Genomic DNA, 25,159 nt, shown 5'->3' on the forward strand with positions numbered 1-25,159 from the left:
TACTTCCGGCCTGCGGGTCAGTTGGTGCAGGGGATCGGGATGTCGACCACCTCGCCGCCCTTGCGGGTGCGGACGGTGCAGACGCGTTCGGCCTCGACCCGCACGACCTTTTCGCGTTCGATGCCCAGAAGGCTGTCGCTGTTGACCTCGACCCGGCCGTCGATCGTGGAGGCGGTGTTGCCGACGAGCGAGAGGGCAAGGCGGCCGGTGGCCTGTGCCTGTGCCAGACGCGCCACCTGTTCGGGCGTGACCTGCACCGTGACGGTCTGGGCCACCAGCGCGCCGCCGGTCGCGGCGCCGTCGGCGGTCTGGTCCACGGCGATGACGTTGACGCTGGATTCGATCAGCTTGGTGATGTCGCGGTTGCCGACGCTGCCGGTCCAGTAGACGTCGACGAAATTGCCCGGATAGACGAAGCCCGACACGCCCGAGACGGTGTCGACCTTGATCGCGAAGGCGCGCATCCCGTCCGACAGGGTGCCGGTCAGACCTGCGGGCTGGCCCGGCTTGGTGACCTTGACCGCGAGGATCGGCTCGTACGCCTCCATCGGGCGGATGACGAAGCGGGGCTTGTCGGTGGTTTCGGGGAACAGGTCCGTTTCCTTGGAAAACGCGCCTTTGGGCAGGAAGGATTTCTGCCAGTAGATTTTCTGCACGTCCTCGGGTTTGAGGACGTCGCCGTATTTGACGGGTTTATTGACCACATAGACCTCGACCAGATCACCGACCGCCTGACGGAAGGCGCGTTCCTGTGTCAGGGCGGTTTCGGTCTGGCTGATATAGCCCTGGGCCATCTTGACCGCGAAACCCGCAAGGGCCACGCCGAGGATGAGGACCAGTCCGAAGATCATTCTCATGGTGTCTGCCTTTTGTATGCGGCCCTTCTGGACGGGCCTTCACGGGCGTTCGACCCGATGGAGCGGCTCCACCGGGTAGAGGGTCTGTCAGTCGACCGCGTCGGTCATGGCGGTTCCGACCGCCTCGGAGCCGCCTGTGATGGCGGTTCCCATCGTCTGGCCTGCCAGCACGGCGAGGCCCACGATGAGGCCGGTCAGCACGACCCAGTCCACCGTGACTGCGCCGTCCTCGTCCGCAAGGAAGGGCGGGGCGACGTCGTCCGTTGCGCGCTGTGCCATGTTCGGCTCCGTCTCTGGGTGCGGGACGGGGCCGGAGGGGCCGCGACCGCTTCACATGTAAAGACGCGGCTGGGCTGGCCGCCCAGCCGCGTTGGCTGTCACGCGTGGTGCGGATTATTCTGCAGGGGCATCGCCACCGGCATCGCCACCGGCAGCCGCGCCGCCCACGTTGTTCACCATCGTCGTGCCGACGGTGTTGGCGGCGTTGGTGATCGAGGTGCCCATCGTCTGCGAGATCAGGAGGCCCAGACCCACGACGGCGCCGGTCAGCACCACCCAGTCAACGGTCACGGCGCCCGACTCGTCGTTCTTGAAGGACTTGAAGATGTTCAGCAGGTTCATTTCGGTTTTCCCTAGCACAGTCTTGTTACAACCGATCCCGGCGTCTGGTGCGGTCCGTATTCGGTGCCGCTTGCCGTTCGGTATGGGTGTATATGGCCCCTGAATCGTGGCGGCAGTTTGGACGCCATCGGGCATTTTCTGTCAGTTCGATATTTTTGCGGAAATTCGGTTAACCATCTGAAAAAGAAAGAAACTATTTTGGCCAAACCATACCTTGGAATGGGTAACACAACCTTTTGGTAATGATTTGGGCGGTTTTGCCATGTTTGCGGGGCTTGGCGATGGCCAAACGGACGGTTTTCGGTGATACTGCGGGACGAGGCAGTTTCAGGCAGAAGCAGGAAAGGCATCCGCAGAGATGCGAGTCCGTTCGGGATTCGGGGTGGCGCTGGCCTTGGTGCTGGTGCCGGTCGTGGCGGTGGCAGAGGGCCTGCCGCCCGAGCGCGATTTTTCCTTCAGGCGTGTGAAGGTGGGCGAGGCCCTGCCGGGGCGGCGGATCACGGTGCAGATCGATCCGGCCGAACAGGCGCGGATGCTGGCGGCGCTGCCCAAGGCGGGGCCGGCGAGCGTGCCTGTCGCGCTGCCGCCGGTCGGGCCGGTGGAGGACCGCCCGCAGGGACCGGTCCCGAGCGCGCCGGCCACCTATGGCTGGTTCTGGGAGGCGGTGGCGCCGGGGATCGCGGAGATCTCGGGCCGGTTTCCCGCGGCGATGGCGGCGCTGTCGCAGGGGCCCGAAGGCGCGCAGGTCGTGGCGCCGCGGTTGCAGGACATGCAGCGGCTGGCGGATCGCTGGGGGACCGAGTTGCTGAAGGCCACGGTGGGGACGGAAGTGTCGCCCGCGCTGGCGCTGGCGGTGATGGCGACCGAAAGCGCGGGGCGCGAGGATGCGGAAAGTTCGGCGGGGGCGCAGGGGTTGATGCAGCTGATCCCCGCGACGGCCGAGCGGTTCGGGGTGGCCGATGCGATGGACCCCGTGCAGAACATCCGCGGCGGGGTGGCCTATCTGGACTGGCTGATGAAGCATTTCGACCGCGACCCGATCATGGTGATCGCCGCCTATAATGCGGGCGAGGGGGCGGTGCGGGCCAATCGTGGCGTGCCGCCCTATGCCGAGACGCGGGATTACGTGCCCAAGGTTCTGGCGGCGTGGCAGGTGGCGCAGGGGCTGTGCCTGACCCCGCCCGAGGTGGTGAGCGATCCTTGCGTGTTCCGCGTGATTTCGGCGAGCAATTGAGGGGGGCGGGGTGAACCCCGCCCTACGGTCGCGGCATCAGACGGCGAAGGCGTCGGCCCATTCGGGGTGCTTCTTTCTTTGCGCGTTGACGAAGGGGCAGAGCGGCATGATGCGGACGCCTTCCGTGCGGGCATCCTCGACCATCCGCGTGACGAGGGCCGCGCCCGCGCCGGTGCCGCGAAAGGCGTCGGGGACGCCGGTGTGGTCGGCGATGATCAGGGTGGGGGAGGTGACGGAGTAGGTGAGTTCCGCCTCGTGTCCGTCCAGACGGATGACGTAGCGGCCCTTGGTGGCCCCGTGTTCGCGGGTGACGGTGTGGGTCATCGCGGGCTCCGGCTTGGGCGTCGGATGGGCAGGATTGTCCATCCCGCGGGGGGGATGGCGGATGGGCAGGATTGCCCATCCTGCGGGTCAATTCACCAGCGTCGCCTCGGTTGCGGCGCGGAGGTCGGCGTCCGTCACGCCATCGGCGAGTTCGACGATCCTCAGCCCGCCGGGGACGACGTCGAGCACGCCGAGATTGGTGATGATGCGGTTGACCACGCCCTGACCGGTGAGGGGGAGGGTGCATTGCTTGAGCACCTTGGATTCACCGTGTTTCGAGGTGTGGTCCATCACCACGACCACGCGGCCCACGCCGGCCACAAGGTCCATCGCGCCGCCCATGCCCTTGACCAGCTTGCCGGGGATCATCCAGTTCGCCAGATCGCCATTCTCGGCCACTTCCATCGCGCCGAGGATCGCCATGGCGATCTTGCCGCCGCGGATCATGGCGAAGGAGGTGGCGCTGTCGAAGAAGGCGGTCTGCGGCAGTTCGGTGATGGTCTGCTTGCCTGCGTTGATCAGGTCGGGGTCTTCCTCGCCCTCATAGGGGAAGGGTCCCATGCCGAGCATGCCGTTTTCGGATTGCAGCGTGACCGAGACGCCTTCGGGGATGTAGTTCGCCACGAGCGTCGGGATGCCGATGCCGAGGTTGACATACCAGCCGTCCTGAAGTTCCTGCGCGGCCCGCGCCGCCATCTGGTTACGATCCCACGGCATCAGACGGACTCCTTCTTCCGAACGGTGCGCTGTTCGATGCGCTTTTCATGTTCGCCTTGCACGATGCGGTGGACATAGATGCCGGGCAGGTGGATCGCGTCGGGGTCCAATGACCCAAGGGGGACGATCTCTTCGACCTCCACCACGCAGAGCTTGCCGCAGGTGGCGGCGGGCGGGTTGAAGTTGCGGGCGGTCTTGCGGAAGACGAGGTTGCCCGAGGGGTCGGCCTTCCATGCCTTGACGATGGACAGGTCGGCGACGATGGCGCGTTCGAGGATGTAGGTCTTGCCGTCGAAGTCCTTGTGCTCCTTGCCCTCGGCGATGACGGTGCCGACACCGGTGCGGGTGTAGAAGCCGGGAATGCCCGCCCCGCCCGCGCGCATGCGTTCGGCGAGGGTGCCTTGGGGGTTGAATTCGAGTTCAAGCTCGCCCGACAGGTATTGCCGCATGAATTCGGCGTTCTCGCCCACATAGGAGGAGATCATCTTCTTCACCTGGCGGCTTTCCAGCAGGACGCCCAGACCGAAGCCGTCGACGCCCGCATTGTTCGAGGCGACGGTGAGGTCTTTGGTCCCCGCCTTGCGGATGGCCGCGATCAGGAGTTCGGGAATCCCGCAAAGGCCGAAGCCCCCCGAGGCGATGGTCATGCCGTCGAACAGCACGCCCTCCAGCGCGGCTTCGGCGCTGGGATAGACTTTCTTCATGGGTTCGATCTCCCCCCGCAAACTCTCGGGCGACATATGGAACCGGGGCGCGCGGGCTGTCAATCGCCGCACCGCGGCGAAATGGTCAGCGGGTGGCGGTGAGGAGGGGCGTGCCCTCGGCCGATTGCAGGACCAGCGCGCCGTTGGGGGTGATGTCGAAGCGGGCGGTGGCGGCGAAGGCGGCGAAGACAGCCTGTTCGGTTTCCATCAGCGGGGCGGGGCAGGCCATGCGGGTGGCGCCGGTATCGCCGATCGACAGCCCCTCGCCCGTCAGGCTGTAGCTGCCGATATAGCTGTTGCAGCCGGATTTGCCGATCAGGCGACCGTCGAGGAAGGACAGGGTGACGGTGGCCCCTTCGGGCAGGGGGGCGCCGTTCAGGGCGGTGGCGGTCCAGTCACCGGCAAGGACGGCGTCGCTGTCGCCCGCGCAGCCCGCAAGGTTGGTCGAGGCGCGGGCGAGGGTGGCGGTGTGGGGGTAGAGCATCCCCGACATGTCATCGCGGCAGAGCGCGGGGTCGATGCGGAGGGTGAAGTCGGTGGTGGTCAGGATCAGGCTGCCGCCGTCGGTTGCCTGCGTGAAGGGAAGCGCCTGCAGGGTGCCCTTGCCTTCGGGTTCCGAGAGGCGGAGGCCGTCTGCCGTGGCCTCGACCGACCAGAAGGGTTCGTTGCCGCGGGCGGTGAGGGGAAGGGTGATGTCCTGCGCCACGGCGGGGGCGGCGGTGGCGAGAAGAAGGGCAAGGGAAATGGATCGGGTCATGGCGGAAACCTCCGTTAAATCGCGGGCAGGATAGGGCGGATGGCAGGTTTCGCCCAGTGTTTTGCAGGGCACCCCGACCGGAGCCCCGACCGGGCCCCGACCGGAGCCTTGCCACGGGGCCTGCGCGGCAGCGGGCATTGCGGACCGCCTGCCGCACCGGAAAAGGCGCGCACCCCGTCCTTTGATCTGACCGACAGGTATGAAAACCTTACCGAAAGGTGCAAAAACCCCACCTGCCCGCGCCGTGCTGACCATTGGTCAGGTTCAATCCGCGGCGGTTCGGACATCTATATGGCACCGCTGCAAGCGGTTGCAGTCAAGGCAGCGGGGAGCGCACGGTTGGACGGGCGGACGGGGCGGCAGGACGGGCACAGGCGGCGCGGCGCGCGGTTCGCGCGGTCGGGCTGCATGGGCAGGTGCGGGCGATGATGACGGGTGTGCATCAGGCGCGGGGCGAGATCCTGCTGGAAGGACGTCCCGTGCAGCCCATCTATTTCACGCAGGAAGTGTCGGACCTGAGTTCCAGCCATGTGATGGCCGTCGAGACGCTGTTGCGCTTTCTGGATGCCGATGGGATTGTGCACCATTTCACCCGCATCACCGACACGCCCGAGGCGCTGGAGCTGGACCCTGTGCTGCGTCCCCTGTTCAGTGCGGCAAAGATGGCGGCGGCGCGGGCGCTGTTCCGGCATGGCTATAAATACGTGGGTTTCAACATCTCGCTCGCCCATCTGGCGGACCTTGACTGGGTCCGCGATGCCGAGGCGATGTGCGCGCAGGTGCAGCGCGAGTTTCCGGGCCATGGCGTGGTGTTCGAGATCCTCGAGCACGAGCAGCCGGACGGGGCGGCGCAGGAGGCGCTGGATCTGGCCTTTGACCAGTTGCGGGCGCTGGGGGCGACGTTCGCGATTGACGATTTCGGAAAGCTTGGGTCTTCGGTGCTGCGCCTGTGCCGGTTGCAGCCGGAATATGTGAAGTTCGACCGGTCGCTGGTCGAGGTCATTGCGCAGTCAGATTTCTCGCATTCCATGGTGAAGGCGATCGTGGCGCAATGCCAGCAGCACGGCATTTCGGTCATCGCCGAAGGGGTGGAGACGGCGGCGATGTCGCGGCTGTGGGAAGGGCTGAACGTGACCTTGCAGCAGGGCTATCATTTCGACCGGCCGCGCCGTCGCCCCTGATGGCCGGCATGGCGTGCTTTCCTTGCCGCTGCGGGTAGGCTAGGAACGGCGCGCCCGCCTTGCCCGCGTGGTGGAATGGTAGACACAGGGGACTTAAAATCCCTAGGCCGGAAGGCCGTGCCGGTTCGAGTCCGGCCGCGGGCACCAGATCGCCCTGCCGGAAGGGCCGGTTAATCTACTTTAACATTTTTTGCGTCCCTGTTCCTTCGGGAACGGGGTGTGGAGGTCCGTTCGGGCATCCTTCGCCATGGCCCGTCGCAGGATGCGGCAGGGCGGGGCGCGGGGGTGTGAAGATGGGGCAGGGCGGGGCGGGGCGGAGGTCCGGCGACGGACATGTGGCGCGGCGGGTTTCGGGGCTGGTGCTTGTGATGCTGGCGGCGGCGCTCTGGGCTACGGTGGGGGTGGCGAGCGAGCTTTTTCCCAAGGGGCGGGCGATTCCCGACGAGGTTTACGGCTTTGTCCGCACCGCCATCGCGGGGCCTGCGCTGCTTTTGTGCGCGCTGGTGGCAGGCGGGGCGGGGCAGATACGCCCGAGGGCGGGCAGTGTGCGGGGGTTCCTTGTCTTTGGCCTGTGCTGTGCGTTGTTCCAGATCGGCCTGTTCCGCAGCTTTACCTATCTGGGTGTGACGGTGACGGTGTTTCTGACCGTGTGCCTGCCGCCGGTGATCGCGGTGGGATGGTCGCTGCTGCGCCGGACCGAGCGGCCGTCGCGCGACCTTTTGGCCGCGATGGGGCTGGCGGTTGTCGGGTTGGCGGCCTTTGTCCTGCCGGTCGATACGGGCGGGGCCGGTGGCGGGATGGCGAGCGGGGTTGGGCCGGGTCTGGCGTTTTCGGTCATGGCCTCGGTCGCCTTTGTGGCCATGTCGCATGCCGGTCGGGCGCTGTGCGCGGAGCATAGGCCACTGTTGGTCGCGGGGCTGGGGCTTAGTCTGACGGCGGTCGTTCTGGCCCCTGTCGCGGTGGTCATGTGGCCCGCGGCTTGGGGCTGGGCGGGCGTGGCGCGGGTCGATTGGCGCGATGCGGGGATGCTGGTCTACCTTGGTCTGGTGCCGACGGCTTTGGCCTATCTGTGCTATTGCAGCGGGATGGCGCGGTGCCGGTCGGCCGTGGCGGGGCTGGTCGCGTCGATGATCGAGCCCGCGGTGGCGGCGGGACTGGCTTTCCTGTTCCTGCGCGAGGTGCTGGGTCTGTGGGAAGTGGCGGGCTGTGTCCTGCTGTTCTTCGCCATGCTGGTGCTGTGGCTGTATGATGTGCCCGCATCGCAACGGCGTACGGTGGCGTGAGGCCCCGCCGTCGCGGGACGGATCGGGGCGGGCGGTTAGAAGCTTTCCTTCACCGCCTCCATCGCGACATAGGTGGAGGTGGAGGCGACATGGGGCAGGGCGCTGATGCGTTCGGCAAGGACGCGGCGGTAGTCCTGGATGTCTGCCGTGCGGACCTTGAGCAGGTAGTCGAAGCGCGAGGCGATCATATGGCACTGTTCCACCTCGGGCACGGCGAGGATGGCCTTGTTGAAGGCCTGAAGCGCGGCCTCGCGCGTGTCGGAGAGCCGCACCTCGACGAAGGCGACATGGGCCTGACCCATGCGGATGGGGTCCAGAAGTGCGCGGTAACCGGTGATGACGCCGGTTTCTTCCAGCCGTTTGAGCCGCGCCTGCGTGGGCGATTTCGACAGGCCGATGCGGCGGGCGAGTTCGGTCGCGCTGATGCGGCCTTCGGTCGAGAGGGTGCGCAGGATCGCTTCGTCGAAGCGGTCGAGGGGGACGCGGTCGTTTGGCATGGCAAATCACCGGAATGCGGGCGGAATGGGCGGTCTTTGGTCGATCTTCGGGAGGATTGACCGGCTGATCTGCGGTATCATGGGACAAATAGGAGATAAAGCCATGCCGCGTGATACTGCCATTGATCCTTGGGCCATCATCGAGCGCGAAAGCCTGCGGGATGAGGCGGCGCTGGTGCGCGCGCTGATCGCTGAGGCGGGGCTGGACGGGGCCGCGCGGGCGCGGGTGACGGCGGCGGGGGCGGGGCTGGTGCGGCGCATCCGCGAGAGCGTGAAGCCGGGGTTGATGGAGGTCTTTCTGGCCGAATACGGGCTGTCGACCGAGGAGGGCATCGCGCTGATGTGTCTGGCCGAGGCGCTGCTGCGCGTGCCGGATGCCGAGACGATGGATGCGCTGATCGAGGACAAGATCGCGCCCAGCGATTGGGGGCGGCATCTGGGGAAATCGGCGTCGTCGCTGGTGAACGCTTCTACATGGGCGCTGATGCTGACGGGGAAGGTGCTGGAGGATCGTGAGCCGGGGGTGGTGGGGCATCTGCGGGCGGCGGTGAAGCGGCTGGGGGAACCCGTGATCCGGCGCGCGGTGGCGCAGGCGATGAAGGAGATGGGGCGGCAGTTCGTTCTGGGCGAGACAATCGGGGCCGCGATGAAGCGGGCGGAGGAACTGGAGGGGAAGGGGTATACCTACAGCTATGACATGCTGGGCGAGGCGGCGCGGACGGAAGCCGATGCGCGGCGGTATCATCTGGCCTATTCGAAGGCGATCACGGCCATTGCGGCGGCGGCGAAGGGGTCGGACATCCGCGCCAATCCGGGGATTTCGGTGAAGCTGTCGGCGCTGCATCCGCGATACGAGGTCGCCAAGCGCGCGCGGGTGATGGCGGAACTGGTGCCGCGGGTCCGCGCCTTGGCGGGGTTGGCCAAGGCGGCGGGGCTGGGGTTCAACATCGATGCCGAGGAGGCGGATCGGCTGGCCTTGTCGCTGGAGGTGATCGAGGCGGTGCTGTCAGATGCGTCACTGGCCGGATGGGACGGGTTCGGGGTGGTGGTGCAGGCCTATGGGCGGCGCGCGGGGGCGGTGATTGACTGGCTTTATGCGCTGGCGGCGCGGCTGGACCGCAAGATCATGGTGCGGCTGGTGAAGGGGGCCTATTGGGACGCCGAGGTGAAGCGGGCGCAAGTGCTGGGGCTGGAGTCCTTTCCGGTGTTCACGCGCAAGCAGGCGACGGATGTGTCCTATATTGCCAATGCGCGGAAACTGTTGGGGATGACCGACCGCATCTATCCGCAATTCGCCACGCATAACGCACATACGGTGGCCGCGATCCTTGAGATGGCGGTGGACAAGCGGGCCTTCGAGTTCCAGCGGCTGCACGGGATGGGCGAGCGGCTGCATGATCTTGTACTGACCGACGAGGGGACGCGGTGCCGGATCTACGCTCCGGTCGGGGCGCATCGGGATTTGCTGGCCTATCTGGTGCGGCGGCTGTTGGAGAACGGGGCGAATTCGTCCTTCGTCAACCAGATCGTGAATGACGAGGTCGCGCCCGAGGTGGTGGCGGCCTGTCCGCTGACGGCGATGGAGGGGATGGCGGCGGCGGCCAATCCGGCGCTGAAGACGGGGCCTGCGCTGTTTGGCGGGCGGGTGAATTCGCGCGGGTTCGATCTGACGGATGCGGGGCATCTGGCGGCGATCGAGGCGGCGCGCGCGCCTTGGGCCACGCACCGGTTCGAGGCGGGACCGATGATCGCGGGGCGGCCTGTCGGGGGGCTGCGGGTCGAGGTGAGGAACCCCGCGACCGGTGATCTGGTGGGGCATGTGGTGCAGGCGGGCGGGCCGGATGTGGACAGCGCGCTGCGGCTGGCGGAGCCTTGGGTTGCGGCGGCGCCCGAGCGGGCTGCGGTGCTGCGGCGGGTGGCGGATCTTTATGAGGCGGAGTTCGGGCCGATCTTTGCCCTGCTGGCGCGGGAGGCGGGCAAGACGCTGGCCGATGCGGTGGCGGAGTTGCGCGAGGCGGTGGATTTCCTGCGCTATTATGCCGATGGGGCGGCGGGTCTGGCGGCACCGGCGCGGGGGGTGTTCACCTGCATCAGCCCTTGGAACTTCCCTTTGGCGATCTTTACGGGGCAGATTGCGGCGGCGCTGGCGGCGGGGAATGCGGTGCTGGCGAAACCGGCGGAGCAGACGCCGTTGATCGCGGGTTTTGCCGTGGGGTTGATGCATCGGGCAGGGGTTCCGGTGACGGCGCTGCAACTGTTGCCGGGGGATGGGCCGGTGGTGGGCCGCGCGCTGACATCGGATGCGCGGGTGGGGGGTGTGTGTTTCACGGGGTCGACCGAGACGGCGCTGATGATCCGCCGCGCGATGGCCGCGCATATGGACCCGACCGCGCCGCTGATTGCCGAGACGGGCGGGTTGAATGCGATGCTGGTCGATTCGACCGCGCTGCCCGAGCAGGCGGTGCGGGACATTCTGGCCTCGTCCTTCCAGTCGGCGGGGCAGCGGTGTTCGGCGCTGCGCTGTCTTTACGTGCAGGAGGACGTGGCCGAGGCGGTGATGGAGATGCTGTCGGGCGCGATGGACGAGCTGGCGCTGGGCGATCCGTGGGATCTGGCGACGGATGTGGGGCCGGTGATCGATGCGGAAGCGGCGGGGGTGATCCGCGACCATGTGGAGGCGGCGCGGGCGCAGGGGCGGCTGGTGAAGGAGATGGCGGCCCCGTCCACGGGAACGTTCGTCGGGCCTGCGGTGATCCGCGTGGACGGGATCGCGGGCATGGGGCGCGAGATTTTCGGGCCGGTGCTGCATGTCGCGACCTTCCGTTCGGACGAGATCGACCGCGTGGTCGAGGATGTGAATGCCACGGGCTATGGCCTGACCTTCGGTCTGCACACGCGGATCGACGACCGCGTGCAGCGGATCGTGGAGCGGGTGCGGGTGGGCAACACCTACGTCAACCGCAACCAGATCGGCGCGGTGGTGGGCAGCCAGCCCTTTGGCGGCGAGGGGCTGTCGGGCACGGGGCCGAAGGCGGGCGGGCCGGATTACCTGACGCGCTTCACGCGGGCAGATGTGGCAGAGGTCGCGGGTGCGGACCGCGTGGCGGTGGAGGCCGAGGTGGCCGCCGCGCTGCGGGGGGCGGGGCCGGTGCCTGCGGGGGAAAGCCATGATCTGCCGGGGCCGACGGGGGAATCGAACCGTCTGACGACCGTGGCGCGGGGGCCTGTGCTGTGTCTGGGGCCGACGGCCAAGGCGGCGGCGGAGCAGGCGGCGGCGCTGCGCGCGCTGGGCGGGGTGGCGGTGGAGGCACCGTCGCTGGAACCTGCGGCGCTGGGCCGGCTGGCGGGCTTTGCCGGTGCGGTCTGGTGGGGGGACGCGGCGCGGGGGCGGGCCTATGCGGCGGCCTTGGCGGGGCGGGCGGGGCCGATCCTGCCGCTGGTGGGCGGCGCGCCGGACCTCGGCCATGCGCGGCTGGAGCGGCATGTCTGCATCGATACCACCGCGTCAGGCGGCAATGCGCAACTGCTGGTGGAGGCGAACTGACGGGGGATCAGCGGGTCCAGAGGCCCGTGCGCTTGATCGCGTTGCGGATGGCCTGTTCCTTGCGGGGCAGGTTGGCGCGGTCAAACAGCGCGCGCACCTCTTGCCCCAGCCCGCGGTAGAGCATCTTGCGGAAGGGCTGGTAGTCCGACAGCACCGCCTTGACGCGCGGATCGGCGGCGACCTGTTCCATGACGGCGACCGCATGGTCGCTTTCGCGCGCGAAGAAGAGCGGCAGGATGCGCCAGTGGCAGGTGAGCGCGCCGTCCAGCCCCGCAAGGTCGGGGGTCGGGCGACCGCCGCCCAAGGCGTGGATCACCAGGGGCAGGGCGATCTGGTCCAGCCACGGGTCGAGCGACTGGCAGGCGAGTTCGGGGCCGGGAGTGCGGGCGATTTCCGTGGCGTATTTCAGGAAGAGCGCGCCGAAGCGGCGGGGGCTTTCGTGCAGGAACCAGCCTGCGTTGAAATAGAGGTAGCGCTGCCAGTAGTCGTCGGGCTGGGTCAGGTCGAGGGAGGAGGCGAAGTCCAGCCCGAAGCGGCGGTAGAGCGCGCCCCAGATGGCGTTGTAATCGGGGCCGTAGAGTTCGATCTGCGGCCATGTCCCCTCGCGCTTCATGCTGGCGGTGGGGCGGGTGAAGTCGGGCGAGAGGCGCGCGATGTCGCCGGTGATGATCGTGTCAGTGTCGAGGAAGAGGAAGGGTTCGTCGGGGATATGGGCGAGCGCCTCGATCTTGTTGCCGTGGGGATAGGCGGCGCCAAAGGCGCGGCTGTCGAAGGGGATGATTTCCGCCCCGAGGTCGGCCAGAAGGTCAAGCGTGGCCGCGTCGGTGATCTGCGGGTTCTCCTTGCCCCAGAGCGGGCCGGGGCGGGGGGTAGCGATCAGCAGCCGGCCTGCGAAAGCGGGGGATTGCGCGCGCAGGCTGGCGGCAAGGAGGACGGCTTCGTATTGGAGCCTGCCCGATTGGCCGATGCAGAGGATGTTGAACGCGGACACTGGTAACGCCTTGGCCTGTCAGGAGGGGGTGAAGCGGAGCGACAGGCAGGACATCCCGCCGTCGAGTTTGGCGCATTCGGAATTGCCGATTTCCGTGACGGCATAGCCTGCGGCGGTCAGCCGGTCGCGGGTGGCGGGGAAGCCTCCGGCCATAAGGACCGTGTCGTTGAAGCGGATGGCGTTGGCGGCGGCCTCTTCCCCGTCGGCGGTGTGGATCACGCGGTAGCCGTCGAAGCAGCCCGAGGCGGCGAGGCGTTTGGTGGAGAGGATGGTTTCGGCATCGAGAAGCGAGCAGTCGGTCTTGAAATGCAGGACGCCGGGGGGCGTGTGCACCTCGCGCAGGGTGTGGCCCCATGGGGTGACGAGGGCGCGGAGTTCCTCGATTCCGGCGGCATCTGTGCGGGCCGAGCGGCCGACGAGGATTTCGCGGCCCGTGACGAGGATGTCGCCGCCTTCGATCGTGCCGGGGCCCGTGATGAAGGCGACGGTGGTGTAGAGCGCTCGCAGGTGGGGGGCCATTTCCGCCGCCTCGCCCAGCCGCGTGGGCGCGCCGGGGCGCATGATGATGGCGCCCTGGGGCAGGCAGAGGGCGGTGTCTTCGACAAAGACCGAGTCGGGAAAGGCGTCCAGCGGCGGGAGTTCCACGACCGTCGCGCCGGTGGCGCGCAGGGCGGCGATATAGGCGGCGTGGTGGCCTTGCATCGTGGCGAGGTCGGGGGTGCCAATGTCGATCGCGCGCAGGCCGCGGGTGATGGAAGCGGCTGGGCGGCGCGTGACGGCGTGGGTAAAGCGGAAGGAAGCGTCGGTCATGTCACCACCCTAGCAGGGGAAGGGATGGTGGGCGACCCTGGAATCGAACCAGGCATGGGTCTCCCCGGCGGAGTTACAGTCCGCTGCCGCACCTTGCAGCTCGTCGCCCGACGCGAGGCGGGGGATAGCCGAGGGGGAAAGGGGCGTCAAGGAGGAAAGCGGGGAAAAGTGGCTTGCAAACGGGGGGCTTCGGGGGACATGGATGGAGGGTGCGAAAAGGGGATGCCGAGATGAAGACCGGAGCGAAGAAGCCCACATGGGTGATCGACAAGGAACGCGCGCGGCGGGCCGAGGCGAAAGAGACGGTCTGGCTGTTCGGCATCCATGCGGTGCGCGACGCGCTGGTCAATCCGGCGCGAGAGAGGCTGCGGCTGGTGGTCACGAAAAATGCCTTTGACCGGCTGGCCGATGCGATTGCCGCAAGCGGGATGGAGCCCGAGATCGTGGACCCGCGCAAGTTCGACGTGCCCATCGACGAGGGGTCGGTCCATCAGGGCGCGGCGCTTGAGGCGCGGCCGCTGAACTGGGGCAAGCTGGCGGATGTGGCGATTTCGGGGGCCGGGGCGCCCTTGGTCGTGCTGCTGGACCGGGTGACGGACCCGCATAACGTGGGCGCGGTGCTGCGGTCGGCCGAAGTCTTCGGCGCGCGGGCCGTGATCGCGCCGCGCCATCATTCCGCGCCCGAGACGGGGGCGCTGGCCAAGACGGCGAGCGGGGCGCTGGAGCGGCAGCCCTATCTGCGGGTGACGAATCTGGCTGACGCGATGGTGGAGCTGAAGGAGATGGGCTATGTGCTCATCGGGCTGGATGGCGACGGGACGGTGCCGCTGGCCGAGGCGATGGCGGGGGTCGGCACGCGGCCCGTGGGGCTGGTGCTGGGGGCCGAGGGGCCGGGGCTGCGCGACAAGACGCGCGAGACCTGCGACGTGATCGCGCGGATTCCTTTTGCCGGGGAGTTCGGGTCGCTGAACGTGTCCAACGCGGCGGCGGTGGGGCTTTATGCGGCGTCGCAGCGGTAGGGGCTTCGGGGTTTGTGGAGATGGCGGGGTGAACCCCGCCCTACGGATGTCCGCAAGCCGGAACCCGCACCCCGACACCAAAGATTTATCACGAATGCGGGATGGGAACTTTAATTCCCGTCCGCGGTTTCTATGTCACAGCACAGAGGTTCGGGTTCGGAACACCCGTTTCTCATTCACTGTCCCTCGTTCCGCGACTTGGCGCCCGGCCGCAGAGGCCCGGGCGCCTTTTTCTTTGGGGGTGTTCCAATGACCGATGACGATATCCGCCGCATCCTGACGGGCGTCCGCACGATTGCCGTCGTGGGCTGGTCGCCCAAGCCGGAACGGGCAAGCCATGGCGTCGCGGCCTTCCTGAAGCGCAAGGGGTATCGGGTGATCCCCGTCAATCCCGGACAGGCGGGGCAGGAGGCGCTGGGCGAGGTGGTGCGGGCGTCGCTGGCCGAGATCGGCGGGGGGGTGGACATGGTGGACATCTTCCGCCGGTCGGAAGAGGCGGGCGCGGTGGTCGACGAGGCGCTGGCGGTGCTGCCGGGGCTGAAGGCCGTGTGGATGCAGTTGGGCGTGGTGGATGCGGCGGCGGCGGCGCGGGCGCGGGCGCAGGGGGTGGAGGTGGTGATGGACCGCTGCCCCGCGATCGAGATGCCGCGGTTGGGGATGTGAGGGGCAAAATTCTTCTGGCGAAGAATTTTGGGTGCGATTTTTCTTGCGAAAAATCGGGGTCCGGTCAGCGGGGTAGGGGTCGGCGGGGATTTTCGCAGAAAATCCGGGGCCGGGAATTTTCGCCAGAAAATTCCCGTTCCCTCAGCCGCGGGATGCCTTTTCGGCAATGCCCGATGTGCCTTCGCGGCGGTCAAGCTCGGCCAGCACGTCGTCCAGCGTCACGTCGCGGGCGGCGAGCATGACGAGAAGGTGGTAGAGGACATCCGCCGCCTCTGCGGTCAGCTTGGCGCGGTCGCCCTTCACGGCCTCGATGATGGCCTCCACCGCCTCTTCACCGAATTTCTCGGCGCATTTTTCGGGGCCCTTGGACAGGAGCTTGGCGGTCCAGCTCGAGTCCGGATCGGCGCCTTTGCGGGACTGGATCGTGGCGGCGAGGCGGGAGAGCGTGGTCACTGTAGCCTCATGGGGATGCCGGCGGCGGCCATGTGGGCCTTGGCCTGGGCGATGGTGTAATCGCCGAAGTGGAAGATGGAGGCGGCAAGGACGGCGGAGGCGCCGCCGATGGTGACGCCTTCGACGAGGTGGTCGAGGGTGCCGACGCCGCCGGAGGCGATGACGGGGATGGAAACCGCGTCCACGATGGCGCGGGTGAGGGGCAGGTTGAAGCCCGCGCGGGTGCCGTCACGGTCCATGCTGGTCAGCAGGATCTCGCCCGCGCCTTTCGCGGCGACGGTGCGGGCGAAGTCGACGGCGTCGATGCCGGTGGGTTTGCGCCCGCCATGGGTGAAGATTTCCCATTTGCCGGGGGCCACGGTCTTGGCGTCGATGGCCACGACGATGCATTGCGACCCAAACCGGTCGGCGCTGCGGGCCACGACATCGGGGTCGGCCACGGCGGCGGAGTTGAAGCTGACCTTGTCGGCACCGGCGAGGAGGAGGGCGCGCACATCTTCGGGCGTGCGGACGCCGCCGCCGACGGTGAGCGGCATGAAGCATTGTTCCGCCGTGCGGGTGACGAGGTCGAACATCGTGCCACGGTTTTCGTGGGTGGCGTGGATGTCGAGGAAGCAGAGTTCATCGGCACCGGCGGCGTCATAGGCGCGCGCGGCCTCGACCGGATCACCCGCATCGCGGAGGTCGACGAAGTTGACGCCCTTGACCACGCGGCCATCGGCCACGTCGAGGCAGGGGATGATGCGGGTCTTGAGCATGGGCTGGCCTTGGCGATCCGGAGGGCGGCGCTGTCACCGACGCAGATAGCGGATCAGGTGGACGAAGGCCAGAAGGACGAGCGCCAGCGCGACGGCGGCGGCGAAGGGGAGGGTGACAAGGGCGAACCAGCCCATCATCGCGGCGGTGTAGAGCGCGCCGCCCCAGTCGGCGCCGAGGATGATGCAGCTGTGGATCGACCCCTCGTCCAGCCGGCAGCCCGCGGCCGAGGCGATCAGGCCCGCCGCGAGGGTCGACAGGACCGGCAGCAGGCAGAGGAGGAGAAGGACACTCAGGACAAGATAGGCGATACGCATGGGGGCAGCATAGCGCGGCGATGCGGGCCTGTCGCGGGGGATTTGGCGTGGAGCGGGGGCCAGCCCCCGCACCCCCGGAGTATTTGGGTCAAGATGAAGGCGTATCCGGTCGGGCTTGGTGCCTGCGGGCGCGGGGGGGCGTTGCCGGTGTGGCGGGAAGAGGCGGCCAGCCCGCGCGCGATGGTCAGGCTTTCAGGGCAGAGAGCGCGGCGGCGAGGTCGATGGCGCCGTCATAGAGCGCGCGGCCTGAGATGGCGCCCGCGATGATGCCGGTGTCGCGCAGCGCGATCAGGTCTTCCATCCGCGAGACGCCGCCGGAGGCGATGACGGGGATGGTGACGGCGCGGGCCAGCGCCGCGGTCGCGTCGATGTTGGGGCCCTGCATGGCGCCGTCGCGGTCGATGTCGGTGTAGATGAGGGCGGCGACGCCTGCATCCTCGAAGCTCTGGGCAAGGTCGGTGGCCATGACATCCGTCTCGGTCGCCCAGCCCTTGGTGGCGACGCGGCCCTTGCGGGCATCGATGCCGACGGCGACCTTGCCCGGGAAGGCGCGGGCGGCCTCGCGCACCAGCGCGGGGTTTTCCACGGCGACGGTGCCGAGGATGACGCGGGCAAGGCCCTTTTCCAGCCACATGGCGATGGTGGCCATGTCGCGGATGCCGCCGCCGAGCTGGGCGGGGACGCTGATGCGGGAGAGGATCGCCTCGACCGCCGCGGCGTTCACCGGTTCGCCAGCGAAGGCGCCGTTGAGGTCGACGAGGTGGAGCCATTCGCAGCCCGCCTGCTGGAACTTGAGCGCCTGTGCGGCGGGGTCGTCGCCGAAGACGGTGGCGGCGGACATCTCGCCGCGCAGGAGGCGGACGCATTGGCCGTCCTTCAGGTCGATGGCGGGGTAGAGGATCATGGGCGTGGTCCTGCGCGGTGGGGCTGTGCCGCGCGTTTGGCACGGGTCGCGCGGCGGGGCAAGGGGCGGGGTGGAGCGGCAGGTCGGGGTGCGCGACCCAACGTCAGGCTTGATCGGTGGCGCGGGACGGGGAAGATGGCGGCGTTCGGGGGCGTTTCAGGGAGGTTCGGTCGATGAAACGGTTGGTGATGGCGGCGGCGGTGATGGCCGGAATGTCGGGCGCGGCATGGGCGGCGGATCCGGTGGAGGGGGTCTGGCAGACGGAGGTCGATGATGGCTCTTTTGCTCACATTACCATGTCACCCTGCGGTGAGGGATTTTGTGGCGTAATTTCCAAGACGTTCAAGGAAGACGGATCAGAATACGTTTCAGAGAACCAAGGAAAAACCATCGTGATGGACATGATTCCCAGAGGAAACGATGAATATGAGGGTCAGGTTTTCCGCCCCTCCAACGGGAAGACCTATTACGGCACCATCGGTCTGGAGGGTAACATGCTCAAATTGTCTGGTTGCATTATAGGTGGATTGATCTGCGCCAAACAAAATTGGACTAGGGTTGAATAACGGGAGGTGCGTTTCTCCCCTTGATTGAAATAGAGATTGACTCGGCTGCTATCCGGCGATCAGTGTTGCGTGGATTGTAGGTGAACGCTTGGTAGTAAAATGAAGGTAGCTGTTCCGGCGCTGTTGTTGGTACTCCTGTCGGGCTGTGTTTCAGATACCGTTTGGTATCAGGAGGGTGCTCGGCCAGCGGTGGTAAACGACGCGGCAACTGACTGTGCTGTTGAGGCAGTGAATAGAGTGCCGCAGAATACACAGCTTGGAATGACCCCCGCTTATACAACTCCAGCCCAGACTTACTGCACAAGCGGGGGCTTCGGTTCGGTGAACTGCACGACTTATGGCGGTGACGTTCGCGGAGGTGACATTTATTCATACGATGCAAATAGTGGCCTTCGTCAGCAGGTGATGGCGCAGTGCATGGCGCGCCGAGGATATCAGCTCATTTCACTGCCGGTGTGCGCTCCGGAGAAAGTTCGAAACGTTGAGGTGGACCAGTCTCGCCTTCCTAAGTTGACGGAAAATTCTTGTTTGGTGCAGACGTCCACTGGATATGCGATGGTGAACCCAGAGTAATTCAACCATCGCACTGGCGGCGGTTTGTTCTGACCAAGGGGTGCAGGGGCGACCTTGCGCCCCTTTGCTTTTGCGGGGGGTCCGATGGGGCGGCGGGACTGGGGCTGGTTGGCGGTGCTGTCGCTGCTCTGGGGCGGGTCTTTCCTGTTTGTCGAGGTGGCGCTGCGCGGTCTGCCGCCGCTGGCGGTGGTGTGGTGCCGCGTGGCTGGCGGGGCGGTGCTGCTGGCGGGGGTGCTGCGCCTGACCGGGGCGGGCCTGCCGTGCGGGGGGCGGGTCTGGGGCGCGCTGGCGGTGATGGGGGTTCTGAACAATGCCGTGCCCTTCACGCTGTTCGCGCTGGCGCAGGGGCAGTTGGCGGGCGGTGTGGCGGCGATCCTGAACGCGATGACGCCGGTGCTGACGGTGCTGGCGCTGGCAGTGCTGGCGGGCGAGCGGCCGGGGGCGGGGCGGCTGGCCGGTGTGCTGGCGGGGTTTGCGGGTGTGGCGGTGATGATGGGCGGCGCGCTGGAGGGCGAGGGCTGGGCCAAGCTGATGTGTCTGGGGGCGGCGGGGAGCTATGCGCTGGCCTCGGTCTGGGCGCGGCGGTTCGGGGCGATGGGGCTTGCGCCGGTGGTGGTGGCCTTTGGCCAATGTGCGACGGCGGCGGTGCTGTTGTTCCCCGTGCTGATGGTCGGGCGGGTGTGGGAGGGGGTTTCGGCGGGGCCGGAGGTTTGGCTGGCGGTGGCGGGGCTGGCGAGCCTGTCGACGGCGCTGGCCTATGTGATCTTCTTTCGCCTCATGGCCTCGGCCGGGCCGGTGAACGTGCAGCTTGTGACCTTCCTGATCCCCGTGAGCGCGGTGGCGATGGGGGTGATGCTGCTGGGCGAGCGGATCGAGGCGCGGCATCTGGCGGGGGCTGCGCTGATCGGGCTGGGGCTGGTGGCGATTGACGGGCGGGTGGCGGGCTGGCTGCGGGCGCGGGTCAGCAGGTGAGGCGGCCGCGGCGTTCGCCGCTGTCGCCGGTGAAGCTGGAGGCGACGGCGGTGCAGCCGGTGGCGAGCGCCACGGCGCGCAGCATCTGGTCGGGGATGGCGCGGCGTTCGGCGGGGGAGGCGTAGCCGAGGCGGATCACCTGCGCGCGGTTGCCGTCGCGGAAGACGGCGTAGCTGCGGCCTTCGACGACCACGTCGCTGCGCCGGGCGTCGAAGAATTGCGGAGAGGGAGAGGCGCAGGCGGCGAGGAGCAGGAGGGTTGCGAGAGGGCGCATAAACAGAAACCTTGGAACCGGGAACACGGGGCCAAGGATGGCGGCTGTCGGCCTGCAAGGCAAGCAGGGCCGCGTTGCGGGTTGGGCCCGCCTGTCGGGGCCGTCAGGGTTTCCAGCGCAGGAAGTTCGCGATCAGGCGCAGGCCGGTGGCCTGCGATTTCTCGGGATGGAACTGGGTGCCGATGATGTTGTCGCGGCCCACGATGGCGGTGATGGGGCCGGCATAGTCGACATGGGCCAGCAGATGGGCGGGGTCGGCCACGCGGAAATGGTAGGAATGGACGAAATAGGCGTGGTCGCCCGTGGAGATGCCCGCGAGCACGGGGTGGGGGTGGTCGATCACCAGATCGTTCCAGCCCATATGCGGCACCTTCAGCGCCGGATCGGCGGGGGTGATGCGCGTGACCTCGCCCCCGATCCAGTCGAAGCCGCGGGTGTCTTCGTATTCGCGGCCCCATGTCGCCAGCATCTGCATGCCCACGCAGATGCCGAGAAAGGGTTTGCCGGCGGCGACGCCGTCCGAGATCGCCTCGAACAGGCCGCCGAAGCTGCCCAATGCGCGGCGGCAGGCGGGGAAGGCGCCGTCGCCCGGCAGGACGATGCGGTCGGCGCGGGCCACGTCATCGGGCGCGGAGGAGACGAGGATGTCGCCCGCGCCGACCTCTGCCGCCATGCGCTGGAAGGCCTTTTCGGCGGAATGGAGGTTGCCGCTGTCGTAATCGACGAGGACGGTCAGGGGCATGGGCGTTCGGGTCCGGCTGGGGGCAGGAACTTTCGGGAATTCCTGCAAATTTCTTTGGAGAAATCCGGGCGCGCTGCGGTCAGAGCGCGCCCTTGGTGGAGGGCAGGACACCCGACATGCGCGGGTCGGGTTCGACGGCCATGCGCAGGGCGCGGGCCACGGATTTGAAGGCGGCCTCGGCGATGTGGTGGCTGTTGAGGCCGTGGATCAGGTCGACATGCAGGGTGATGCCGCCATGGGTCGCCAGCGCCTGGAAGAATTCGCGCACGAGTTCGGTGTCGAAGCTGCCGATCTTCTGCGTCGGGAAGGGAAGGTTCCAGACGAGGAAGGGCCGCGCCGACAGGTCCAGCGCGCAGGCCACCTGCGCGTCGTCCATGGCGAGGTTGAAATGGCCGTAGCGGCGGATGCCGCGCTTGTCGCCCAGTGCGCGGGTCAGGGCCTGACCCAGCGCGATGCCGCAATCCTCGACCGTGTGATGGTCGTCGATGTGCAGGTCGCCGTCGGCCTTGACCGTGATGTCGATCAGGGAATGGCGGGCGAGCTGGTCCAGCATGTGGTCGAAGAAGCCGACGCCGGTGTGGTTGTCATAGGTGCCCGTGCCGTCGAGGTTGACGGTGACGGCGATTTCCGTCTCGGACGTGGTGCGGCTGATTTCGGCGGTGCGCATGGCGGGACCCCTGTGCTGGTCGGGGCCTTATAGGGCGCGGGGGCGGGTTTGGAAAGCGGGTCAGGCGCCGCGCTGCGCGGGGTGGCGGCGCGGCGAGAGGGTGGCGGCAAGGCCAAGGAAGAGGCCCGAGAGCGCGGCGATGGTGCCCGCAGCGGAGACGGTGAAGGACAGTCCGAGGGCGAGGGGCAGGTAGCCCGCGATCAGCGTACCGAGGATGGCGGAGAGGGCCGCGACGAGGATCGAGAGCGCAAGCTGGCGCGGCAGGCTGTCGGTCAGCAGGCGGGCGGTGGCGGGGGGGCAGACCAGCATGGCGATGGTCAGGATGGACCCCACCGCCGAGAAGGCCGCGACGGCGGCCAGCGCGGTCAGCCCCGTCAGCGCGGCCGAGAGGGTGCGGGTGGGGATGCCCATGGTGGCGGCGAAGCCTTCGTCGAAGGTGGCGATGGCGAGCGGGCGCCAGAGCAGGGCGAGGAGGAGGAGGATGCCTGCGGCAATGGCGGCGAGGAGCGGCAGTTCGGGTGGCAGGCTGGCCAGTGCTGCGGGGTCCGTCAGCGAGGACCAGCCCGCGGCCTCGATCCAGATCAGGCCTTCGAGATTGCCGTAAAGCGCGTGTTCCACATCCAGATGCACCGCCGCCGCACCGGAGGTTTCCAGCAGCAGCACGCCTGCGGCGAACATGGCGGTGAAGGTCACGCCCATGGCCGCGCCCGGATCGGCCCCCGTGGCGCGGCGGATGAGTTCGATGAGGCCGGCCGAGAAGGCGGCGGCGGCCAGTGCGCCCCCCAGCATGACGGGCGGCGCGGCAGAGCCGGTGAGCAGGAAGGCCGCGACGAGGCCCGGCAGGACGACATGGGCCATGGCATCGCCCAGCATCGCCTGACGGCGCAGGAGCAGGAAATTCCCGGGCGCGGCGCAGGCGATTGCGGCCAGTGTGGCGATGACCAGCGGCGGCAGGGTGAAGGGGACGAATTCGCTGCCGGTCATGTCTGCTCTCCGGCGGCGAGGCGGGCGCGCAGGCGGGCATGGGCGATGCTGCGCGCGATCAGGCCGCGCCGGGGCGCGATCAGGGCCGAAAGCGCGAAGGCGGCGAAGGCCAGCAGGACGATGGCGGGGCCGGTCGGCAGGTCGGGCAGCGCGACCGAGAGCGCGGCGCCCAGATGGCCCGAGACCGCGCCGATCGCGCCCGCCAGCAGCGCCACGGTGGACATCCGGTCGGACCAGAGGCGGGCGGCGAGCGCGGGGGTGATGAGCAGCGCCACGATCAGGATCAGCCCTACCACCCGCAGGCCCAGCAGAACGCAGGCCAGCGTCAGGACAAGGAGCGCCATATCGGCGGCGCGGGTGTCGATGCCCATCAGGCGGGCATGGGCGGGGTCGAAGGCCGTCATCACCAGCGCGCGGCGCAGAAGCCAGAGCAGCGCCAGCGTCACCGCGCCACCACCCGCGACCAGCAGCGCGTCATCGCGCAGCATTCCGGCGGTGGAGCCCAGAAGGAAGCTTTCCAGACCGGCAGGGCGGCCAAGGCTCAGGTTCTGGATCACGGTCAGGATCACGATGCCCGCGCCGTAGAAGGTGGAGAGCACCGCGCCGATGGCCGCATCCTCGGGCAGGCGGGTGCGGGTCAGGCGGTTCAGCGCCATCAGTCCGAGCGCGGCAGAGATCCCCGCGCCGAGGAGTAGGCCCGCCAGCCACCGCCCGTCGCTGCCAAGCGCGGCCATGACGAGGAAGGCAAGGCCGATGCCCGGAAGCGTGGCATGGGCCATGGCATCCGAGACGAGGGCACGGCGGCGCAGCGTGGTGAAGGCCCCCGTGCAGCCCGCGGCGAAGCCCAGAAGGGCGGCGCCGATGCTGACCAGTGCGGCATTGTAGCCGGACTGGAAGAGCAGGGCCTGAAGCAGGGTTGCGGTCATTGCGGGGCGTGGCCGTCAGGCCGGGATCGCGGTGAGAAGCTGGTTTCCATAGGCCTCGGCCACCGTGGCGCGGCGGAAGGTGGCGGCGGTCGGGCCTTCGGCGATCACATGGCGGTTCAGCAGCAGGACGCGGTCGAAATAGGCAGGCACGGTGGACAGGTCGTGATGCACGGCAATCACCGTGCGGCCCTGTGCGCGCAGGCCGTGCAGGACGGCGATGATGGCGGATTCGGTCGCGGCATCCACGCCCGCGAAGGGTTCATCCAGAATGACGAGGTCGGCATCCTGTGCCAGGGCGCGGGCAAGGAAGACGCGCTGCTGCTGGCCGCCCGACAGCGCGCCGATCTGGCGCGTGGCGAAACCGGCCATGCCCAGACGGTCAAGGCAATCGGCTGCGCGGGCGCGGAGCGCGGGCGTCAGGCGGCCCAGAAGGCCTGTCTGGCGATAGAGGCCCATCTGCACCACGTCGATCACGCGGGCGGGAAAGTCCCAGTCCACCGCGGCGCGCTGGGGGACATAGGCGATGCGGGGCATGGCGCGGGGGACGGGCTGGCCGAAGGCGCGCACCTCGCCCGTCAGGGCGGGGATCAGGCCGAGCGCGGCCTTCAGCAGCGTGGATTTGCCCGCCCCGTTGGGGCCGATGACGGCGGTCATCGACCCCTTGGGGAACCGGGCACTGACCGTGGCGACTGCGGGGACTGATCCGTAGGCCACGGTCAGGCCTGTGATGGCGAGTGCCGTTTCCGGCAGTGGGATTGGGGTTGGGCTCGCCATCATGTGCCTGCGTCGAGTTTGCCGACCATGCCGCGTTCCGGCGCATCGCCGCCCAGTGCGCGGGCGATGGTCGTGACGTTATGGTCGATCATGCCGATCCATGTGCCCTCGTAGCTGCCGTCGGGGCCCATGGCATCGGAGAAGAGTTCGCCACCGATCGTGACGTAATGGCCCTGCGCGTCGGCGCCTTCGATCAGGGCGCGGATGGTGCGGTCCGAAACGGAGCTTTCGACAAAGACGGCGGGGATGCGGCGGCTGACCAGAAGGTCGACCAGTTCGCCGATACGGGCAAGGCCGGCTTCGGATTCGGTGGAGATGCCCTGTATCCCCTCGACCTGCCAGCCATGGGCGCGGCCGAAATAGGCAAAGGCGTCATGGGCCGTGACCAGAACCCGCGCGGGTTCCGGGACCGTTGCCAGCGTCGCCGCGCAATAGGTCTGGAGCGCCGCCACATCGGCGCGCAGGCCGGCCAGTCGGGCCCCGGTGTCGAAGCCCTGTTCCTCTAGGGCGGCGGCGATGCTTTCGGCGGCGATCAGCCACAGGTCCGGGTCGAACCAGACATGGGGATCGGGCCGGTCGGGATAGGCCGGGTCCGAGAGGAGGCGGTCCTTCGGGATCGTCTCGGCCACGGCGAGGACCGGCGTGCGGCGCGACAGGTCCGCCATGACATCGGTAAACTGCGCCTCGAGGTTCAGGCCGTGCCAGAGGATCAGGTCGGCGCGCGAGAGCGCGAGGATGTCCGAGCGCGTGGGGCGGTAACCGTGCGGGTCCATGCCCGGCCCCATGAGCGCGCTGACCGGACCGCCGGTCAGGCGGCGCGCGAGATCGGCGATCATGCCCGTGGTGGCGGTAATCGCCGGTGCCGCCGCCGAGGCGTGGAGAGCGGGTGCCGCAAGGGGCAGGCTGGCCAGACCGGCAAGCAGCGCGCGGCGCGAGAGGGCGAAGGAGGGGGTCGCTGTTCTGCTCATGGGGGGAAGATGGTGAGAATGGTTCTCAAAGTCAACATGGAATGAGAGCGGCTCGCAACTTCGTGACCGAAGGGGTGTTAT

At 68.1% G+C, this 25,159-nt stretch carries 29 protein-coding genes and 2 tRNA genes; 9 read left to right on the forward strand and 22 right to left on the reverse strand.

Annotation, left to right across the window (positions count from 1 at the left end; genetic code table 11):
* Positions 1–17: 17 nt before the first annotated feature.
* The 3 genes from cpaB to GU927_RS15445 all read right to left on the reverse strand — a co-directional run bounded on the left by cpaB (position 18) and on the right by GU927_RS15445 (position 1,478).
* The gene (gene cpaB, locus GU927_RS15435; protein WP_161763367.1) at positions 18–857 is read right to left on the reverse strand and encodes a Flp pilus assembly protein CpaB; all 840 of its coding nucleotides are present in this window, start codon (positions 855–857) and stop codon (positions 18–20) included.
* An 87-nt stretch (positions 858–944) separates the two neighbouring features.
* Positions 945–1,136, reverse strand: coding sequence for a Flp family type IVb pilin (locus GU927_RS15440; protein ID WP_161763368.1), 192 nt, complete (start codon positions 1,134–1,136; stop codon positions 945–947).
* Positions 1,137–1,250: 114 nt separating this feature from the next.
* Positions 1,251–1,478 carry a Flp family type IVb pilin gene (locus GU927_RS15445; protein ID WP_232489233.1) on the reverse strand — a complete coding sequence of 76 codons (228 nt, stop codon included), beginning with the start codon at positions 1,476–1,478 and terminating at the stop codon, positions 1,251–1,253.
* Positions 1,479–1,836: 358 nt separating this feature from the next.
* Here GU927_RS15445 and GU927_RS15450 point away from each other — a divergent pair, with 358 nt between their 5' ends.
* The gene (locus tag GU927_RS15450) at positions 1,837–2,712 is read left to right on the forward strand and encodes a lytic transglycosylase domain-containing protein (RefSeq protein ID WP_161763369.1); all 876 of its coding nucleotides are present in this window, start codon (positions 1,837–1,839) and stop codon (positions 2,710–2,712) included.
* Between the two features lie 36 nt (positions 2,713–2,748).
* Here GU927_RS15450 and GU927_RS15455 read toward each other — a convergent pair whose 3' ends face one another.
* The 4 genes from GU927_RS15455 to GU927_RS15470 all read right to left on the reverse strand — a co-directional run bounded on the left by GU927_RS15455 (position 2,749) and on the right by GU927_RS15470 (position 5,214).
* On the reverse strand, positions 2,749–3,036 hold the full coding sequence (locus tag GU927_RS15455; protein ID WP_161763370.1) for a GNAT family N-acetyltransferase: 288 nt from the start codon (positions 3,034–3,036) through the stop codon (positions 2,749–2,751).
* An 87-nt stretch (positions 3,037–3,123) separates the two neighbouring features.
* Positions 3,124–3,753 (reverse strand): CoA transferase subunit B, encoded by a 630-nt coding sequence (locus GU927_RS15460; RefSeq protein WP_161763371.1) that lies wholly within the window; start codon positions 3,751–3,753, stop codon positions 3,124–3,126.
* Complete coding sequence (locus tag GU927_RS15465) at positions 3,753–4,457, reverse strand: CoA transferase subunit A (RefSeq protein WP_161763372.1); 705 nt, start codon at positions 4,455–4,457, stop codon at positions 3,753–3,755. The genes GU927_RS15460 and GU927_RS15465 overlap by 1 nt, the downstream gene beginning before the upstream one ends.
* Before the next feature lie 85 nt (positions 4,458–4,542).
* Positions 4,543–5,214: an META domain-containing protein gene (locus GU927_RS15470; RefSeq protein ID WP_161763373.1), complete on the reverse strand. Its 672-nt coding sequence runs from the start codon at positions 5,212–5,214 to the stop codon at positions 4,543–4,545.
* 425 nt (positions 5,215–5,639) lie between these two features.
* Here GU927_RS15470 and GU927_RS15475 point away from each other — a divergent pair, with 425 nt between their 5' ends.
* The 3 genes from GU927_RS15475 to GU927_RS15485 all read left to right on the forward strand — a co-directional run bounded on the left by GU927_RS15475 (position 5,640) and on the right by GU927_RS15485 (position 7,678).
* On the forward strand, positions 5,640–6,395 hold the full coding sequence (locus tag GU927_RS15475) for an EAL domain-containing protein (RefSeq protein ID WP_161763374.1): 756 nt from the start codon (positions 5,640–5,642) through the stop codon (positions 6,393–6,395).
* A 61-nt stretch (positions 6,396–6,456) separates the two neighbouring features.
* Positions 6,457–6,542 (forward strand) — tRNA-Leu (locus GU927_RS15480).
* A 146-nt stretch (positions 6,543–6,688) separates the two neighbouring features.
* Entirely contained in the window at positions 6,689–7,678 is a 990-nt protein-coding gene (locus GU927_RS15485; protein WP_161763375.1) for a DMT family transporter, read from the forward strand.
* 35 nt (positions 7,679–7,713) lie between these two features.
* Here the strand turns inward: GU927_RS15485 and GU927_RS15490 are convergent, their stop codons facing one another.
* Positions 7,714–8,175 carry an Lrp/AsnC family transcriptional regulator gene (locus tag GU927_RS15490; protein ID WP_161763376.1) on the reverse strand — a complete coding sequence of 154 codons (462 nt, stop codon included), beginning with the start codon at positions 8,173–8,175 and terminating at the stop codon, positions 7,714–7,716.
* Between the two features lie 103 nt (positions 8,176–8,278).
* Between GU927_RS15490 and putA the strand changes: the two genes are divergently transcribed.
* The gene (putA, locus tag GU927_RS15495) at positions 8,279–11,719 is read left to right on the forward strand and encodes a bifunctional proline dehydrogenase/L-glutamate gamma-semialdehyde dehydrogenase PutA (RefSeq protein ID WP_161763377.1); all 3,441 of its coding nucleotides are present in this window, start codon (positions 8,279–8,281) and stop codon (positions 11,717–11,719) included.
* 7 nt (positions 11,720–11,726) lie between these two features.
* Here the strand turns inward: putA and GU927_RS15500 are convergent, their stop codons facing one another.
* The 3 genes from GU927_RS15500 to GU927_RS15510 all read right to left on the reverse strand — a co-directional run bounded on the left by GU927_RS15500 (position 11,727) and on the right by GU927_RS15510 (position 13,629).
* Complete coding sequence (locus GU927_RS15500) at positions 11,727–12,710, reverse strand: hypothetical protein (protein WP_161763378.1); 984 nt, start codon at positions 12,708–12,710, stop codon at positions 11,727–11,729.
* Between the two features lie 18 nt (positions 12,711–12,728).
* On the reverse strand, positions 12,729–13,520 hold the full coding sequence (locus GU927_RS15505; protein ID WP_161763379.1) for a dimethylarginine dimethylaminohydrolase family protein: 792 nt from the start codon (positions 13,518–13,520) through the stop codon (positions 12,729–12,731).
* 25 nt (positions 13,521–13,545) lie between these two features.
* Positions 13,546–13,629, reverse strand: a tRNA-Tyr gene (locus GU927_RS15510).
* A 121-nt stretch (positions 13,630–13,750) separates the two neighbouring features.
* Here GU927_RS15510 and rlmB point away from each other — a divergent pair.
* Positions 13,751–14,539 carry a 23S rRNA (guanosine(2251)-2'-O)-methyltransferase RlmB gene (gene rlmB / locus GU927_RS15515; RefSeq protein WP_161763380.1) on the forward strand — a complete coding sequence of 263 codons (789 nt, stop codon included), beginning with the start codon at positions 13,751–13,753 and terminating at the stop codon, positions 14,537–14,539.
* A gap of 249 nt (positions 14,540–14,788) precedes the next feature.
* Positions 14,789–15,202 (forward strand): CoA-binding protein, encoded by a 414-nt coding sequence (locus GU927_RS15520; RefSeq protein ID WP_161763381.1) that lies wholly within the window; start codon positions 14,789–14,791, stop codon positions 15,200–15,202.
* 141 nt (positions 15,203–15,343) lie between these two features.
* Here the strand turns inward: GU927_RS15520 and GU927_RS15525 are convergent, their stop codons facing one another.
* The 4 genes from GU927_RS15525 to hisA all read right to left on the reverse strand — a co-directional run bounded on the left by GU927_RS15525 (position 15,344) and on the right by hisA (position 17,632).
* Positions 15,344–15,655: a phosphoribosyl-ATP diphosphatase gene (locus GU927_RS15525; RefSeq protein WP_161763382.1), complete on the reverse strand. Its 312-nt coding sequence runs from the start codon at positions 15,653–15,655 to the stop codon at positions 15,344–15,346.
* Positions 15,652–16,413 (reverse strand): imidazole glycerol phosphate synthase subunit HisF, encoded by a 762-nt coding sequence (hisF, locus tag GU927_RS15530; protein ID WP_161763383.1) that lies wholly within the window; start codon positions 16,411–16,413, stop codon positions 15,652–15,654. The genes GU927_RS15525 and hisF overlap by 4 nt, the downstream gene beginning before the upstream one ends.
* Positions 16,414–16,446: 33 nt before the next feature.
* On the reverse strand, positions 16,447–16,728 hold the full coding sequence (locus GU927_RS15535) for a hypothetical protein (protein WP_161763384.1): 282 nt from the start codon (positions 16,726–16,728) through the stop codon (positions 16,447–16,449).
* Between the two features lie 184 nt (positions 16,729–16,912).
* Entirely contained in the window at positions 16,913–17,632 is a 720-nt protein-coding gene (gene hisA, locus GU927_RS15540; RefSeq protein WP_161763385.1) for a 1-(5-phosphoribosyl)-5-[(5-phosphoribosylamino)methylideneamino]imidazole-4-carboxamide isomerase, read from the reverse strand.
* A 173-nt stretch (positions 17,633–17,805) separates the two neighbouring features.
* Here hisA and GU927_RS15545 point away from each other — a divergent pair, with 173 nt between their 5' ends.
* Both GU927_RS15545 and GU927_RS20520 read left to right on the forward strand, forming a co-directional pair.
* Positions 17,806–18,198 (forward strand): DUF2147 domain-containing protein, encoded by a 393-nt coding sequence (locus GU927_RS15545; protein WP_161763386.1) that lies wholly within the window; start codon positions 17,806–17,808, stop codon positions 18,196–18,198.
* A 657-nt stretch (positions 18,199–18,855) separates the two neighbouring features.
* Complete coding sequence (locus GU927_RS20520; protein WP_161763387.1) at positions 18,856–19,743, forward strand: DMT family transporter; 888 nt, start codon at positions 18,856–18,858, stop codon at positions 19,741–19,743.
* On the opposite strand, the gene GU927_RS15565 is transcribed toward GU927_RS20520, so the two are convergent.
* From GU927_RS15565 to GU927_RS15595, 7 genes are all read right to left on the reverse strand, one after another.
* The gene (locus GU927_RS15565; protein ID WP_161763388.1) at positions 19,733–20,017 is read right to left on the reverse strand and encodes a hypothetical protein; all 285 of its coding nucleotides are present in this window, start codon (positions 20,015–20,017) and stop codon (positions 19,733–19,735) included. The two genes, GU927_RS20520 and GU927_RS15565, sit on opposite strands and share 11 nt — an antisense overlap.
* 103 nt (positions 20,018–20,120) lie before the next feature.
* Positions 20,121–20,759: an imidazole glycerol phosphate synthase subunit HisH gene (gene hisH, locus GU927_RS15570; protein WP_161763389.1), complete on the reverse strand. Its 639-nt coding sequence runs from the start codon at positions 20,757–20,759 to the stop codon at positions 20,121–20,123.
* Positions 20,760–20,838: 79 nt separating this feature from the next.
* Positions 20,839–21,426, reverse strand: coding sequence for an imidazoleglycerol-phosphate dehydratase HisB (hisB, locus tag GU927_RS15575; protein ID WP_161763390.1), 588 nt, complete (start codon positions 21,424–21,426; stop codon positions 20,839–20,841).
* 60 nt (positions 21,427–21,486) lie between these two features.
* A complete protein-coding gene (locus GU927_RS15580) occupies positions 21,487–22,410 on the reverse strand; it encodes a metal ABC transporter permease (protein WP_161763391.1) in 924 nt (307 codons plus the stop codon).
* Positions 22,407–23,336 carry a metal ABC transporter permease gene (locus tag GU927_RS15585; RefSeq protein ID WP_161763392.1) on the reverse strand — a complete coding sequence of 310 codons (930 nt, stop codon included), beginning with the start codon at positions 23,334–23,336 and terminating at the stop codon, positions 22,407–22,409. Before GU927_RS15585 ends, GU927_RS15580 begins: the two co-directional genes overlap by 4 nt.
* A 15-nt stretch (positions 23,337–23,351) precedes the next feature.
* Complete coding sequence (locus GU927_RS15590) at positions 23,352–24,113, reverse strand: metal ABC transporter ATP-binding protein (RefSeq protein WP_161763393.1); 762 nt, start codon at positions 24,111–24,113, stop codon at positions 23,352–23,354.
* Positions 24,110–25,078: a metal ABC transporter solute-binding protein, Zn/Mn family gene (locus GU927_RS15595; protein ID WP_161763394.1), complete on the reverse strand. Its 969-nt coding sequence runs from the start codon at positions 25,076–25,078 to the stop codon at positions 24,110–24,112. The genes GU927_RS15590 and GU927_RS15595 overlap by 4 nt, the downstream gene beginning before the upstream one ends.
* Between the last annotated feature and the right edge of the window lie 81 nt (positions 25,079–25,159).

Origin of the sequence: Paragemmobacter amnigenus (genome assembly GCF_009908265.2) — a bacterium.
Lineage (GTDB): Bacteria > Pseudomonadota > Alphaproteobacteria > Rhodobacterales > Rhodobacteraceae > Paragemmobacter > Paragemmobacter amnigenus.